At 72.4% G+C, this 15,023-nt stretch carries 12 protein-coding genes and 1 riboswitch; of the genes, 6 read left to right on the top strand and 6 right to left on the bottom strand.

Annotation, left to right across the window (positions count from 1 at the left end):
- Window positions 1-25: 25 nt before the first annotated feature.
- The 4 genes from DEU31_RS11685 (at window position 26) to DEU31_RS11670 (ending at window position 5,691) form a co-directional block, all read left to right on the top strand.
- Entirely contained in the window at window positions 26-1,246 is a 1,221-nt protein-coding gene (locus DEU31_RS11685; RefSeq protein WP_133677242.1) for a cellulase family glycosylhydrolase, read from the top strand.
- Window positions 1,243-2,268, top strand: coding sequence for an ABC transporter permease subunit (locus DEU31_RS11680; RefSeq protein WP_133677241.1), 1,026 nt, complete (start codon window positions 1,243-1,245; stop codon window positions 2,266-2,268). The genes DEU31_RS11685 and DEU31_RS11680 overlap by 4 nt, the downstream gene beginning before the upstream one ends.
- The gene (locus DEU31_RS11675; protein ID WP_133677240.1) at window positions 2,268-3,206 is read left to right on the top strand and encodes a carbohydrate ABC transporter permease; all 939 of its coding nucleotides are present in this window, start codon (window positions 2,268-2,270) and stop codon (window positions 3,204-3,206) included. The genes DEU31_RS11680 and DEU31_RS11675 overlap by 1 nt, the downstream gene beginning before the upstream one ends.
- Window positions 3,207-3,276: 70 nt before the next feature.
- Window positions 3,277-5,691 (top strand): glycoside hydrolase family 3 protein, encoded by a 2,415-nt coding sequence (locus DEU31_RS11670; protein WP_133677239.1) that lies wholly within the window; start codon window positions 3,277-3,279, stop codon window positions 5,689-5,691.
- Between the two features lie 39 nt (window positions 5,692-5,730).
- Here DEU31_RS11670 and DEU31_RS11665 read toward each other — a convergent pair whose 3' ends face one another.
- The 5 genes from DEU31_RS11665 to ngcE form a co-directional block, all read right to left on the bottom strand.
- Complete coding sequence (locus DEU31_RS11665; RefSeq protein WP_133677238.1) at window positions 5,731-6,579, bottom strand: endonuclease/exonuclease/phosphatase family protein; 849 nt, start codon at window positions 6,577-6,579, stop codon at window positions 5,731-5,733.
- A gap of 121 nt (window positions 6,580-6,700) precedes the next feature.
- Window positions 6,701-7,603 carry a MurR/RpiR family transcriptional regulator gene (locus DEU31_RS11660; RefSeq protein WP_166649490.1) on the bottom strand — a complete coding sequence of 301 codons (903 nt, stop codon included), beginning with the start codon at window positions 7,601-7,603 and terminating at the stop codon, window positions 6,701-6,703.
- 119 nt (window positions 7,604-7,722) lie between these two features.
- Window positions 7,723-8,769: a carbohydrate ABC transporter permease gene (locus tag DEU31_RS11655; RefSeq protein WP_133677236.1), complete on the bottom strand. Its 1,047-nt coding sequence runs from the start codon at window positions 8,767-8,769 to the stop codon at window positions 7,723-7,725.
- On the bottom strand, window positions 8,769-9,689 hold the full coding sequence (locus DEU31_RS11650; protein ID WP_133677235.1) for a sugar ABC transporter permease: 921 nt from the start codon (window positions 9,687-9,689) through the stop codon (window positions 8,769-8,771). The genes DEU31_RS11655 and DEU31_RS11650 overlap by 1 nt, the downstream gene beginning before the upstream one ends.
- The gene (gene ngcE, locus DEU31_RS11645) at window positions 9,689-11,185 is read right to left on the bottom strand and encodes an N-acetylglucosamine/diacetylchitobiose ABC transporter substrate-binding protein (protein ID WP_166649489.1); all 1,497 of its coding nucleotides are present in this window, start codon (window positions 11,183-11,185) and stop codon (window positions 9,689-9,691) included. The genes DEU31_RS11650 and ngcE overlap by 1 nt, the downstream gene beginning before the upstream one ends.
- Before the next feature lie 248 nt (window positions 11,186-11,433).
- A riboswitch (TPP riboswitch) is annotated at window positions 11,434-11,527 on the top strand.
- Between the two features lie 213 nt (window positions 11,528-11,740).
- On the opposite strand from ngcE, the gene DEU31_RS11640 reads away from it, so the two are divergent.
- Together DEU31_RS11640 and DEU31_RS11635 are read left to right on the top strand one after the other, a co-directional pair.
- On the top strand, window positions 11,741-12,544 hold the full coding sequence (locus tag DEU31_RS11640; protein WP_133677233.1) for a 3-oxoacyl-ACP reductase: 804 nt from the start codon (window positions 11,741-11,743) through the stop codon (window positions 12,542-12,544).
- The gene (locus DEU31_RS11635; protein ID WP_166649488.1) at window positions 12,544-13,914 is read left to right on the top strand and encodes an LLM class flavin-dependent oxidoreductase; all 1,371 of its coding nucleotides are present in this window, start codon (window positions 12,544-12,546) and stop codon (window positions 13,912-13,914) included. Before DEU31_RS11640 ends, DEU31_RS11635 begins: the two co-directional genes overlap by 1 nt.
- 102 nt (window positions 13,915-14,016) lie before the next feature.
- Here DEU31_RS11635 and DEU31_RS11630 read toward each other — a convergent pair whose 3' ends face one another.
- Complete coding sequence (locus DEU31_RS11630) at window positions 14,017-14,934, bottom strand: hypothetical protein (RefSeq protein ID WP_133677232.1); 918 nt, start codon at window positions 14,932-14,934, stop codon at window positions 14,017-14,019.
- Between the last annotated feature and the right edge of the window lie 89 nt (window positions 14,935-15,023).

Here is a 15,023-nt window from a genome sequence, read left to right as displayed (position 1 = left end):
GGGCACGCACAGGAGGAGAGCAGCAGTGACAGCGCAGAGGACCCACGCGACCGCGGCGCCCCGCGGGGCGTCGGCCGCGGACTTCCACCGCCGCGAGGGCACGGAGCTCATCGCGCCCGACGGGGCGCCCGCCTTCCGTCGCGGCATGGGCCTGGGCGGCTGGCTGCTGCCCGAGGGATACATGTGGGACCTCGAGGGCCACGTCGACTCCCCGCGCCGGATCGAGGCGATGGTCCAGGAGCTCGAGGGCGCCGAGGCGGCCGCCGACTTCTGGACCCGGTACCGCGCCCAGTTCATCACAGCCGAGGACATCGCCCTGATCGCCGCCGCCGGCTTCGACCACGTGCGCCTGCCGCTGAACGCCCGCCTGCTGCTGGACGGGGAGGGACTGCGCACGGAGGGCATCGCCCACGTCGACGACACCCTCGCCTGGTGTCGGGAGGCGGGGATCGGCTGTGTGCTGGACCTCCACGGCGCGCCCGGCGGGCAGACCGGCGCGAACATCGACGACTCCCCGCACCGACTGCCCGAGCTGTTCACCGACCCGGACGCCTACACGCAGGGCCTCGGCCTGTGGCGGCTGCTCGCCGCGCGGTACGCGCACGACCCCACCGTCATCGCCTACGACCTGCTCAACGAGCCGCTGCCCGAGCAGCACGCCCATCTCGTGCCGCGCCTGGCGGAGTTCTACCGCGACGTCATCGCCGAGATCCGCGCGGTCGACCCCCACCACCTACTCTCCATCGAGGGCTGGCACTGGTCCACCCGCTTCGACGGCCTCGAACGGGTCTGGGACGAGAACTCCTGCCTGCACTTCCACAAGTACTGGTCCGAGCCCACCACCGACAGCATCCGGCCCTATCTCGACCTGCGCGAGCGGCTCGGCCTGCCGCTGTGGATGGGGGAGAGCGGCGAGAACCAGGAGAGCTGGTACACCGAGGCCTTCTCCCTCTTCGAGCGCCACCAAATCCCCTGGACGTTCTGGACCTGGAAGAAGCTCGACCGCCCCACCTCGCCGCTGGTCATCGCCCGCCCCGAGCGCTGGGACGAGCTCGCCCGGTACGCCGCAGGCACCGGCCCCGCGCCCGAGCGCCCCGGCGAGATCCTCGAGCAGCTGCTCGAGCACCTCCCCGCCGCCCGCTGCCACCTCCGCAGCGCCGTCCTCGAGGCCCTCCCGGGCATCACCGCCCCCGGCGGGCCCGGCGCGGCCCGCCCCACCACCACCCAGGAAGGACGTCCGCGATGAGCATCGACGCCCAGGACCCCGCCCCGGCGCCGACGGCTCAGGCGCTCGCCGCCGTGCCGCCGCCGAAGAGCATCGCCCCGTCGGCCGACCCGTCGGCCACACCGCCCGTCGCGCCCCGCCGACGCAGCCTCCTGCAGCGGATGCGACGTGAATGGCAGATGTACGTGTTCATCGTGCCCGGCGTGCTGTTCTTCGCGGTTTTCGCCTATCTCCCGCTCGCCGGGAACGTGGTCGCCTTCCAGGACTACTCAGCCTTCCGCGGCGTCTTCGACTCGCAGTGGGTGGGGCTGCAGAACTTCGCGAATCTGCTCACCGACGACGAGGTGCTGCGCGCCCTGGTGAACACCCTGGTGATCTCGCTGCTGCAGATCGCCTTCGCGTTCCCCGCGCCGATCATCCTGGCCCTGTTCCTGAACTCGCTGCTCAGCGAGAGGATCAAACGCGCCATCCAGACCGTCGTCTACCTGCCGCACTTCATCTCCTGGGTGATCGTCATCGCGATCTGGCAGAAGATCCTCGGCGGTGCCGGGCCGATCGCCGAGATGTTCGAGCTGATCGGGCTGCACGGCGTGAACATCATGACCAACCCCGAGACCTTCAAGATCCTGGTGGTCAGCCAGGTCATCTGGAAGGACATCGGCTGGGGCACGATCATCTTCTTCGCCGCGATCTCCTCGATCCCCACCGAGCTGTACGAGTCCGCGGCCACCGACGGCGCCGGGTCCTGGCGGCGCATGTGGCACATCACCCTGCCCGGCCTCGTGCCCGTCATCTCGCTGCTGCTGATCCTCACCGTGGGCAACGTGCTCACCGTCGGGTTCGAGCAGCTGCTGCTCCAGCAGCCCGCCGTCGGCGCGAACGCCGCGCAGGTGCTGGACACCTTCGTCTACTACCGCGGCGTCGCCGGCGGGGACTGGGGGCTCTCGGCCGCGGCCGGGCTGCTCAAGGGCGTCATCGCAACAGTCCTCGTCATCGGCGCGAACCGCATCGCCAAGCGTCTCGGCACCGGAGGGATCTTCTGATGACCGTCATCGACCAGCTCGCCCAGCCCGACCCCACCCGGCGGCGTCCGCGCCGCACGGCCGCCGGCCGTCCCCCGTGGATGGACCGTCCCTCGCCCACCATGCAGTCGCTCAAGGTCGTCGCGATCGCCGCGATCGTGGTGGTGATGCTGTACCCGTTCCTCTACGTCATCATGTTCTCCTTCGCCGACGGACGCTCTGTCGGCTCGGGACAGCTGTGGCCCACCTCGTTCTCCACCTCGGCCTACGAGTCGATCTTCGCCGGGGGAGTGGTGACCCGCTCCCTGCTGGTCACCGCCGGCATCACGGTGGTCGGCACGCTCCTGTCGCTCGTGTTCACCTCGATGCTCGCCTACGGGCTGACCCGCACCCGCCAGGTGCCCTTCTCGAAGGCCGCGATGGTGATGGTGCTGTGCACGATGTTCTTCGGCGCCGGGATCATCCCCAACTACCTGCTCATCAAGCAGCTGGGGCTGCTGGACAGCTACTGGGCGCTGATCCTGCCGGGGCTGATCAGCGCGTTCAACATGATCGTGATGAGGAACTTCTTCATGGAGCTGCCGCAGGAGCTGCTCGAGTCCGCCCGGATCGACGGGGCCAGCGAGTTCCGGATCTTCGCCTCGATCGTGCTGCCGCTGTCGAAGGCGGTCCTCGCCGTGATCGCCCTGTTCTACGCGGTCGGCTACTGGAACTCCTTCTTCAACGCCCTTCTGTACATCAACGACACCACCAAGTGGCCGATCCAGCTGGTGCTGAACCAGTACGTGGTCCAGTCCAACGCGATGACGGATCTGCAGGCTCCGGATCGGCCCGCACCGCCCGCGCAGACGGTGCAGATGGCGATCGTCGTGGTCGCCACCCTGCCGATCCTCGTGGTCTACCCCTTCGCCCAGCGGTTCTTCACCAAGGGCGTGCTGACCGGGGCGATCAAGGGCTGACCCGGCCGCCTCCGCCCACCGACCCGCAGCGGCCCGCTCACGCGGCGCCGCCGACGAAAGCGCCTCCACCATGACCGATGCCCTGCTGTCCCAGCGCCCCACCGCCGTCCGCGCCGCGGCGGACGATGCCCTGCCCGAGGTCGATCCGGCCCTCGCCGCGCGCTGCCGCGAGCTCGCCGCCCGCGGCATCGTGCTGCTGCGCAACGACGGGGCGCTCCCGCTGCGGCCGGGAGCGGAGGTGGCGCTCTTCGGCCGCACCCAGAAGGACTGGATCGCGGTCGGCTACGGCTCCGGCGGCGACGTGAACCCGCCCTATGTCACGAACCTGCTGGACTCGCTGCGGGAGGGTGGGGCGGTCGCGGTCGACGAGGAGCTCGCCGCGCGCTACGAGTCCTGGACGGCGCGGCATCCGGCCGATCCCGGCGAGGAGTGGGGCCGCTGGCCGCGGCACTTCCCCGAGATGCCGCTCGAGGAGAGCGCGATCCGCGCGGCGGCCGAGCGCTGCGGGACCGCGGTCGTGGTCATCGGCCGCGCCGCCGGGGAGGACCGCGACAACGTCCTCGAGGAGGGCGGCTACCACCTCACCGGCGAGGAGCGGTCCCTGCTCGCCCGGGTCGGCGCCGCCTTCGCGCACATGGTGGTGCTGGTCGACACCGGCAACGTCATCGACCTCTCGTGGATAGACGAGTTCGAGCCCGCCGCCGTGCTGCTGGCCTGGTCCGGGGGCATGGAGGGCGCCCGCGCCGCCGCCGACGTGCTCACCGGCGCGAGCGAGCCCGGCGGACGGCTCACTGACACCATCGCCCGACGCTACGAAAGCCACCCCTCCGCCGGCCACTTCGGGCACACGGAGGCGACCGAGTACGTCGAGGACGTGTTCGTCGGCTACCGCCACTTCGAGACCTTCGCGCCCGGGGACGTGCTGTTCCCCTTCGGATACGGGCTCGGCTACACGCAGGTCGATCTGGGCGAGGTCACGGTCACGGTCTCCGGCGAGCAGGCGAGCGTGCAGGTCACCGCCGTGAACACGGGGCAGCGCAGCGGCTCCGAGGTGGTGCAGGTCTACCTCGGCGCGCCCGACGGGACGCTGGGCGGGCCCGCCCGCACCCTCGCCGCCTTCACCCGCACCCCGCAGCTCGCGCCCGGGGAGTCTGTGCGGCTCGAGCTCGCGGTCGACCTCGCCGAGCACGCCCGGTACGACGACTCCGGGGCGAGCGGGCACCGCAGCGCCTGGGTGCTGGAGGCCGGGGAGCACCGCCTGTTCGTCGGCCCCGACGTGCGCCGGGCCGTGCACGTCGGCTCCGCGCACGTGCCCTCCCTGCGGGTGGTGCGGCAGCTGGAGGAGGTCGCCGCGGTGCGGCCCGAGCACGCCTTCGAGCGGAGCGTGCTGCGCCGCGACGATGAGGGCCGGGCGCTCAGCGGGCGGGAGACGGTGCCGACGGCGAGGGTGGACCTCCCTCAGCGGATCCTGGACCGCCTTCCCGAGACGATCCCCCCGGCCGAGGACCCCACCGCCCGCTTCGAGGACGTCACCGCGGGACGGCTCGACCTGGACCGCTTCGTCGCCGCGCTCTCCCCGGAGGAGCTCGCCTCCCTCGCCTACGGGGACATCGTCATGGACAGCCCGCTCGGCGTGCCCGGGAACGCGGGGACGCTCGGCGGGGTCACCGAGGCGCTGCGCGCACGCGGCATCCCCGTGGTCACGACGACCGACGGACCCTCCGGGCTGCGGCTCGCCGCGACAGCGGCCCTGCTGCCGTGCGGGACCGCGCTCGCCTCCTCCTGGGACCCGGCCGCGGTGCAGGAGCTCGCCGCGCTGCACGGCGCCGAGATGGTCGCCAAAGGCTCCGACATGCTGCTCTCGCCCGGCATGAACATCCACCGCGACCCGCTGTGCGGCAGGAACTTCGAGTACTTCTCCGAGGACCCGCTGCTCACGGGCGAGATGGCGGTCGCGGTGGTCGCCGGGGTGCAGTCCCAGGGCGTCTCCGCCTGCCCGAAGCACTTCGCCGCGAACAACCAGGAGACCGCCCGCACCGTCAACGACTCCCGGGTCTCGGAGCGCGCCCTGCGCGAGATCTACCTGCGCGCCTTCGAGACGGTGGTGCGCGAGGCCCGCCCGCGAAACCTCATGACCTCCTACAACCGCATCAACGGGGTGTGGGGCCACTACCACTACGACCTGGTCACGACCGTGCTGCGCGGCGAGTGGGGGTACGAGGGCAACGTCGTCACCGACTGGTGGATGCGCATGGAGCCCGATCCGCACTTCTCGGCCCTGCGCGACAGCGCCTACCGGGTCCGGGCGCAGGTGGACGTGCTCATGCCCGGCTCGAAGGTCCACTTCGGCACCACCCGGGACGACGCGATCGAGGACTCCCTCGCCAGGGACGGCGGCATCACGCTGGGGGAGGTGCAGCGCACGGCGCGGAACGTGCTGCGGATGCTGCTGGAGCGGGAGACCGGCGCCGGCCGACGGGGCTGAGCGCGCGGGGCAGGGCCGGGGCTCCCGCCGGCGTCCCGCTCAGGCCCCCGTCACCGGCATCCGCACGCTCGCCTGCACCGGCAGGTGGTCGCTCGGGAACACCCCGCCCGGCCGCCCGGCGTTGATCGACGCCTCGAGCACTTCCACGCCGGGGCTCGCGAGGATCCAGTCGATGCGGAAGTCGGAGACCTCGACCTCGCCGAAGTGGGGGAAGGTGCCCCAGCCGGGCGTGGTGCGCTCGGCCGCCTCTCGCCAGGTGTCCTGCAGGCCGAACTCCTCGACCAGCACCTCGTAGGCGGGGGAGTCGGCGGCGACAGAGTTGAAGTCGCCGGTGACCAGCGCCGGCAGGTGCAGGAGGTGGAACTGGCGCAGGTGGTCGGCGATGAGCTGGGCGCCCTTGACCTTCGCCTGCGTGATCACGTGGTCGAGGTGGGTGTTGAGGTGCACGAGCTCCCCGCCGGTCTCGCGGTCGCGGAAGCGCGCCCACACCGCGACCCGCGGGCCGGCGTTCCCCCAGGTCGCCGAGCCGATCTCGCGCGGCCTGTCCGAGAGCCAGAACTGGTTCCACGCCACGAGCTCCAGGCGCCCGGCGTCGTAGAGGATCGGGTTGATCAGCCCGTCGCTGCCGCCGCGCGTGGCGGTGCCGAGCCGTCGGTATGCCTGCCCCAGTCCCTGCTCGACCGGGCCGAAGGTGTGCTCCTGCATCTCCTGCAGTCCCACCAGGTGGGGGCGCTCGGCGGCCAGCAGCGCCTCGATCGCGGGGGCGCGGTGGGGCCAGTGCCCGGGATCGGCCGCGGTGGTCGTGTCGGTCGCGAACAGCGCGTTGAAGCTCATCACCCGCAGCGGCGCGAGATCGGCCGACGGGGCGGGCAGGGCGGGGGTGGTCATGCAGGGGCTCCTGGGTGGGTGGCGTGCGGGAAGGGCGGAAGCGGGCGGGCGCGAGGAGCGTCGATGGCGGGACGGAGGGCGTGGGCGGGACCGCAGGCGTCAGGCGTCGGTCCGTCCCCGCTCACCAGTACCGTTCGAGCGCCTCCTCGACGGAGGAGAGCGCCTCGAGGGAGCGCTCGTGATGGCGCACCACCACCCCGCTGGCGAGCACGTCGGCGAGATACATCTCGGCGATCCGGCTGGTCAGCGTGCCGACGCGCAGCGGTGCACGGTCCTGCACGGCGAGCAGCACGTGGTCGGCGATCTCCGCGGCCGGGGAGCTGGACAGCCGCGTGATCAGCACCGTGAGGCAGCCGCGCCGCTTCGCCTCGGCCAGCTGCGGCACGGTCTCGCTCGCCGTGCCCGTCTCCGAGACCGCCACGAACACGTCCCCGGGCCGGGAGGCCGCTAGCCCGATCACGGCCGACGGCGGATCGTGGAAGGTGGTGGCCGGGATGCCGAGGCTGCGCAGCTTGTGCTCGAGGGAGACCGCGACCACGTGCGCTGAGCCGGCGCCCGTGGCGAACACCTGCCGGGCATCCCCGAGGGCCTGCACGATCGTGGCGACCTCGGCCGGGTCCAGCAGACGGGAGGTCTCCTCGATCGAGCCGGTGGAGAGCACGCCGAGGCTGGCGATCAGCTCCGGCAGCGGAGTCTCGGCCGTGATGTCCCCGGTGACCCGCGGGCCACCGCCGGCGGCGGGTCGCTCCGCGGCCAGCACCAGCTCGGTGCGCAGCGTCGTGAACCGCTCGATGCCGAGGGTGCGGCACAGGCGGGTCACCGAGGCGGCCGAGGCGCCAGCGCGCTCGGCGTACTCCGTGATGGTCATCCGCCCCACCTCGGCGGGGGACTCGAGGGCGAGCACCGCCAGGCGCTGCAGCTGCGGAGGCAGCGTCGGAAGCGAGGTGCGCAGCAGCGCGAGGACGGGCGGATGCGGCGTCCCCGGGGCGCCAGGTCCCGGTGCGTCGGGTGAGGTCGAGGGCATGGGGCCTTCCTGGTCGTGGGCTCCCGGACGGGGCCGGGCCCGTGTGCTGGGCATCATGGCATGTGGGGCAGGGCGAGCGGCGCGGGCAGGGCGGGCGACTCGGCGTCGGGTCCCGCGCGCTACTTCAGGGCGCCGGCGCTCAGACCCTCCTGCACCTGCCTCTGGAAGAGGACGTACACGATCAGCACCGGCACCATCGAGATGATCAGCCCGGCGAACAGCTGCGCCATCGACGTCGGTGAGGTCTCGTAGTTCTCCCCGAGGGCCAGGGCCGCCAGCCCCTGGCTGAGCACGAAGTTCGAGCGCTCCTCGTCCTGCTGCGGGTTCAGCACCTGCGGGAGCAGGAACTGGTTCCACTGCCCCAGCACGTTGAACACCCCGATCGAGATCAGCCCCGGCCGTGCCAGCGGCAGCATGATCCGGAAGAACACCCCGAAGTGCCCGGCTCCGTCGAGGAACGCCGCCTCGGCGAGCTCCTTGGGGAGGGTGCGGAAGAACCCGGTGAGGAAGAAGATCGAGAACGGCAGGGAGAACGCGGCGTAGACGAGCACCAGGCCCAGGTTCGTCGCGAACAGTCCGAGCCCCTGCACGATCCGCACCAGCGGCACGATCGCGAGGAACACCGGGAAGGTCATCCCCGCCAGGTACAGCCAGTACAGCACCCGGCTGCCGGGAAAGGGATAGCGCGCCATCACGTAGGCGGTCATCACCGACAGCAGCATCGTCAGCACCACTCCGCCGCTGACCACGATCACGGTGTTGGTGAAGAACGCGCCGATGTTCGCCTGCTGCCAGGCGTCGACGTACACGCCCAGTCGCAGCTCGCCCGGCAGGCCGAAGGGGTCGTTGTAGATCTCCTCGTTGGTCTTCAGCGAGGAGGCGAGGATCCAGACCAGCGGCACCAGCACCACGAGCGCCCAGGGCACGAGCATCAGGTGCGGCAGGCCCGAGCCGCGGGGTCGACGGGGTCGATGCGGCCGACGGGGACGGTGCGGCCCGTCGGCCGACGGAGACGTCGTCGTCGCCGACGAGGCGGACCCGCCCGGGGAGTGCCCGGCGGGCTCGCCCGCCGGCCGGTCGTCGAGCGCGGGGCCCGTCGGCGCGGAGCTGACCTCGGCGCGCGGCTGGGCCGGTGTGGACGAGGAGGTCGCGGGGGAGGGGGCCATCAGTACTCGAGCTCCTCGCGCTTGGTGAGGCGGAAGGTGACCAGGGCCAGCGCCACGGAGCCGAGCATCATCACGGTGCCCATCGCCGAGGCGTAGCCGAACTGGGAGTTGAAGGAGAACGCGGTGCGGTAGAGGTAGGTCGACATGACGTCGGCCCCCGAGTCCGCCGCCGTACCGGTCATCGACATCACGGCGACCAGCGCGTACGAGTCCAGGGTGCCGATCGCCAGATAGATCAGCGCGGTCTGGGCGTGCGACCAGATCAGCGGCAGGGTCACGTGCGCGAAGCTGCGCACCCGCCCCGCCCCGTCCAGCGACGCCGCCTCGTACAGCTCCTGCGGCACCCCGCTCATCGCGGAGAGGAACAGGACCATGTAGAAGCCGACCGAGGACCACACCGCCGCCAGCGCGATCGCGAGCAGGATCGTGCGCGGGTTCCCGAGGGGTCCGTTCGGCACGACCGCGAGGATGTCGGTGCCCACCAGGCGCAGCAGGCCGTCCAGCAGTCCGCCGCGGGAGGCGTAGATGTAGCTGAACATGATGCCGATGATCACCACCGGCACCACCTGCGGGAAGAAGAACAGCACCCGGTAGGCGCCCGCCCCGCGGACGGCCCGGAGCGTGCCCGAGCCGCCGCGGGTGATCAGCGTGGCGAGCAGCAGCGCGAGCCCGAGGGTGACCACCGGGATGATCACCAGCAGCACCGCATTGTGGGAGACCGCCCTCCACCACGCCCCGTCCCTCGCCATCCGCACGTAGTTGTCCAGCCCGACGTACTCGAGGGTGGGGGTGTAGCCCGTCCAGTTCGTGAACGAGATCTGCACCCCCTGCGCGAAGCTCGACAGGACGAACACCGAGTACAGGACCAGACCGGGCGTGATGAAGGTGAGGATCAGCCACCACCTGCCGCGCAGATGCATCAGCGGGTCTGCTTCGCGATCGCGTCGTCGCCGGCGACCTGGTCCGCCGCCTTCTGGCAGCGGGTGAGGAAGCCGTCGACGTCGAGGTCGTCCAGCAGCAGCGCGATCAGCGCGGCGCGGGTCTCCTCCGCCATCGCCGGGTACCAGGTCGGGTACTTCACGACCTGCCAGGGCTCGACCGCGTTGGAGCGCTCGATCATCTCGGTCAGCGTCGTGAACGGGTCGCTGAGCTGCTGGTCGTCGTGCGCGCCGGCGACCATGGTCACGCTGTTGGAGAGCTCGGCGTAGTTCTGCGAGGACTCCTTCGACAGCAGCGCGCGCAGCAGCTCGAGGGCGGCGGGCTTGTTCGCGGCGCCCTCGGGCACGAACCAGCCGGCCCCGGGGTTGTTCGGGGTGAGGTCGGCCAGCGCCGGGTCCGGGGAGGGCAGCGCCGCGGCGGTCATGCGGAAGCCCTCGGGGATCGCGGACTTCATCTCGTTCTCCAGCCAGGCGCCGACGGGGATGAACACCGCCTCGTGGTTCAGCCACGCGGTCTGCGACTGGACGTGGGTCATCTGGGCGACGCCGGGGAGGATCAGCTCGTCGGTGCGCAGCTGCAGCAGCGCCTCGGCGGCCTCGCGCACGGCGTCCTGCTGCCAGGCGCCGTCCTCGAGATTGTCGATGCTCCTCCAGACCTCCTGCCCGCCGATCTTCGCCACCAGAGGCTGGAGGATGCCTTCATCGGGGTAGTTCGCGTGCTGGCCGGTGAAGGCGAACGGGAAGATCCCGTCGGCCTTGATCTCGGCGCAGAGCGACATCAGCTCGTCCCAGGTGGTCGGCGCCTCCCAGCCCTTCTCCTCGAGGAGGGCGGCGTCGTGCCAGAGCGCCCAGGCGTACTGGACGGTGTTCAGCCCGACGAGGGTGCCGTCGACGGTGCCCGCCTCGCGCACGCCCGGGTTCAGGGACTCCTCCACGGTGATCTCGGAGTCGTCCCAGCTGGGCGCGGCCATGAGGTCCTCGAGCGAGGCGAGCTGGCCGTTCGCGGTCAGCGAGGTGATGTCCAGGGCGCCGGCGCCGGAGTTCTGGAAGAGGTCCGGGGGAGTGCCGTTCACGAACTGGGGCTGGAGGGTGCTGAGGTCCTCCGTGCGCACGATGTCGGCTTCGAGCTCGGGGTGCTTCTCCTCGAGCAGCTGCTCGGTGAGGTCGAGATACGGCACCCCGCCGCCGCCGTCGAAGACGAAGGCCTTCAGCTCGCCGCCGGCGACGCCGAAGGGGTTCTCGGGGCTGGTCTCCGCGGCCCCGGCGGAGCCGCCGTCGGAGCCGCCCGCGCCGGCGCCCGGAGCGCCGGAGGTCGCGCAGGCGGAGAGGCCGGCCGCGCCGAGCGCCCCGGCGAGGCCGAGCAGCGCGCGGCGCGTGGTGCCGGGGCCGGCGCTGCCCGGGGCGGCGGGAGCGGGGGTGGTGCGGTGCGTGGAGAGGGCGGAGAGGCGGGAGGAGCGGGAGGAGCGAGGGGTGGACACGACGGGCCTTTCGACGTCCGAGGGGTGACGACGACAGCGTGGCGGGCCGAGATGACGAGCCGGTGACCTCGAGATGAAAAGCAGCACCACGTTGTGTCGGCACGATGGTAACTATTTCCATCCGTCGTCGGAAGGGGTGCGCCCTCGTCGGTGCGCCCGCCCAGGAGGCGGACGTGCCGCAGCTCCACGAGCTGGGAGGCAGCTCGACGAGATCGGGAGCGCCCCGCGGCCGGCGGCGGGTACAGTCGGTGATCGACACGGGGTGCCCCGCCAGGGGCTGAGAGCACACCCGGAGAACCTGATCGAGTTCATGCTCGCGGAGGGATGTCGTCGATGCGCTGTGCGCTGTCGCCCTGCAGGCCACGGTCCTGCGGGCCAGGGCCGTGCTGGTCGCGGACCGGCACGCTGCCGCCGTGCACGCCGCCATCCCCTCTCCCGGTCCCCGTGTCGCCTCCCGCGCAGCGCCGCGCCCCGATGCGGCTCTGCTCCGACCGCGACACGTTCCTCCCGCTCGGCGGCGGGCGTGCTCGCCTGCCCTGAAAGGACCGCACGACCATGACCCCCTCCACCCCGACCACCCGCGCCTCCCGTACCGCCCCGCCGCTCTCGACGCAGGTCGTGCTCGTCACCGGGGGCGCCCGCGGCCTCGGCCGGGCCCTCACTGAGGCGTTCCTCCGCGAGGGCGCCCGGGTCGTCGTCGACCACCTCACCAGCGAGGCCGCCGCCCGGGAGATCGCCGACGCGCACCCCGGCCGGGCGATCGCCGTGCGCGCCGACGTGCGCGAGCGCGACCAGGTCGAGGCCCTGTTCGCCCGGGCCGAGGCCGAGTTCGGCGACCCCGTCGACACCGTCGTGAACAACGCCCTGGCCGGCTTCTCCTTCGACGGGGACGCCCGCGCGAAGGCGCACGAGATCGGCTACGAGGCCTTCGCGGGACAGTTCTCCGGCGCCGTGCAGGGCGCGCTGCACACGATCCAGTCCGCCCTGCCCGGCTTCGACCGCGCCGGCTCGGGACGCGTCGTCAACATCGGCACGAACCTCCTCCAGCATCCCGTCGTGCCCTACCACGACTACACCGCGGCGAAGGCGGCGCTGCTGGCCCTGACCCGCACCTTCGCCGCCGACCTCGGCCCCCGCGGCATCACGGTGAACATGGTCAGCGGCGGCCTGCTGCGCACCACCGACGCGAGCTCCGCGACCCCGGGGGCGGTGTTCGACGCGATCGCCGCGAGCACCCCGCTGCGCTCTGTGACCACGCCCGCCGAGCTCGCCGACGCCGTGCTCCTCCTCGCCTCGCCCTGGGCACGGGCGATCACCGGGCAGAACCTCGTCGTCGACGGCGGGCTGGTGATGGACTGATGTCCACCCACGGCCACGCCCATGCCTCCGTGACCGGCGCCGCCCGCCGCCCGGTGCGACTGAACCTGTTCGCCCATGCCTGCGGCCACCACTCCGCGGCCTGGCGTGCGCCCGGCTCCTCGGTGGAGCGCCTCGCGGACATCACGTACTGGGAGGAGCTCGCCCGGATCGCGGAGCGGGGCCGGCTCGATGCGGTCTTCCTCGCCGACGGCCAGTCGATCGGCACGGCCGGCGTCGAGCGCGGTCCCGCCTGGATGCTCGAACCGCTCACCGTGCTCACCGCGATGGCCCGCGCCACGGAGCGGGTCGGGCTGGTCACGACGGTCTCCAGCACCTTCTGGGACCCGTTCCACGCCGCCCGGCTGCTGGCGAGCCTGGACCACATCTCGCGCGGCCGGGCCGGGGTCAACGTCGTCACCTCGATGACCGATGAGGAGGCTCGCAACCACTCCATGACCGCCCTGCCGGGCCATGCGCAGCGCTACGCCACGGCGGGGGAGTTCCTCGAGGTGCTCCAGGGGCTGTGGGAGTCCTGGCCGATGGACAGCATCCTCGCCGAACCGGACGGCGCCTACGTCGACCCCGCTCTCCTGCGTCCGCCGCTGCATCGCGGGGAGGCCTTCGCCGTCGACGGGCCCTTGAACGTGCCGACCCCGCCGCAGGGCCGCCCGGTCCTCTTCCAGGCCGGTGCCTCGGAGCCCGGGCGCGCGCTCGCCGCCCGACACGCCGAGGGGATCTACGCCGTGGCCTGGGATCTCGCCTCCGCCCGCACCTATCGCGGCGACATCCGCTCCCGCGCTGCGGCGCTCGGACGCGACCCCGACGCCCTCGCCGTCATGCCGGGGCTGGTCCCCTACGTCGCCTCGACCGAGGAGGAGGCGCGACGCCGCAAGGCCGAGCTCGACGCCCTGCTGCCCGTGCAGGACTCGCTGCGCCAGCTCTCCTTCTTCGTCGGCCAGGACACGTCGGACTGGGAGCTTGACGCCCCGGTCCCGCCGCTGCCGCCGCTGGAGGAGTTCACCGGGCCGAAGGGCCGCTACGCCACGGTGCTGCGCATCCTCGAGATCGCCCGCCCGACCGTCCGCGAGCTGCTGGGGCTCCTCGCCGCCGGCGGCGGCCACGCGACCGTGATCGGCACCCCGGAGCAGGTGGCCGACGAGATCGAGCGCTGGGTCGACGCAGGAGCGGCCGACGGCTTCAACCTCATGCCTCCCACCCTGCCGGGCGGCATCGAGGAGTTCGTCGGCCAGGTGGTGCCGGTGCTCCAGCGGCGTGGGCGCTTCCGCTGCGAGTACGAGGGGACGACCCTGCGCGACCATCTCGGCCTGCCGCGGCCGCCGCAGGGAATCCCGGCGCCGACGGGGAGCTGACCGACGCTGGCGAGCGGCCGGTCGGACGGGACCGCTGAGGGAGGGGACGGGGCCTGTTCGCGGCGCCGGCCCCTCCCGCGGAAGGGGCGTCGCCCCGAGCCCTCAGAGCGAGCGCTCGGGCTCCGTCGCTCGGACCCGCCCCAGGATCGCGTCGACGAAGAGCTCCGTCACCTCCGGAGCGAGGTGCAGGTTGTAGGTCGGCTCGAACAGCTCCGCCTCGATCAGCACCCGCCCGTGCTCGGCCGAGTCGACCAGGTCGATCCGCCCGTACAGCGGCGTGCCGAGGCCGGTCACCTCGGCGACCGCCGCGAGCACCCGCTCGGCGAAGGCCTGCTCGTCGGCCGAGGCCTCGACGAGCTGGGGGTTCTCCTGGTACTGGCCGCCGCGCAGTCCGCCGCCGCGGGCGAGCAGCGCGCCCTTGGCGACCGCATGGGTGAAGCGGCCGTCGAGGGTGTAGACCGCCTTCTCCAGGCCCTCGGAAAGCTCGGGCACCTCGGGCTGCACCATGACGGTCCCGCCCGCGTCGAGGATCTGCCGGGCGAGGGCGAGCGCGGCGGGGTCCTCGCGCGCGAACAGGCCCGTGCGCTGGGAGCCGGCCCCGACGGCCGGCTTCACGACCACGTGAGCGGCCTGCGTCGGCGCCGCGAGCGCGTCGCGGACCGGGTCGAGCGTGCGGTGGTAGGTCGTCGGGATCACGGGGATCCCCGCGGCCTCGAGCTCGAGGAGATAGTGCTTGTCCATGTTCCAGCGGACCAGCTCCGGCTCGTTGAGCACGTGGGTCTGCGTCCCCGCAAGCTCGAGCCACGCCGCGAACTCGGCGGGGTGCTGGGCGTAGTCCCAGGGGCTGCGGAGCACGGCGAGGTCCCAGGAGGCCCAGTCGATCGACGCGTCGTGCCAGTCCAGCGAGGCCGCCTCGACGCCGCGGTCGCGGAGGGCGGCGACCAGCGGGGCGCAGTCGCGGTCGGGATCGGCGGAGGTGAAGGCGCCGGGGGAGGTGGTCACGATGCCGATGCGCGTCATGATTTCGAGGGTAGGGCGCAGGGCGGGAGGTCCGACGCCGCGTCCGCCCGTGGGGCGGGCGGGAGCGAGCGCCCCCGGCCGAGGAGGGC

It is taken from the genome of Brachybacterium sp. AG952, assembly GCF_004362645.1.
In the GTDB taxonomy this organism is placed as follows: domain Bacteria; phylum Actinomycetota; class Actinomycetes; order Actinomycetales; family Dermabacteraceae; genus Brachybacterium; species Brachybacterium conglomeratum.
Note: the sequence above shows the minus strand (reverse complement) of the source record. Positions and strands in the feature narration are given on the sequence as shown.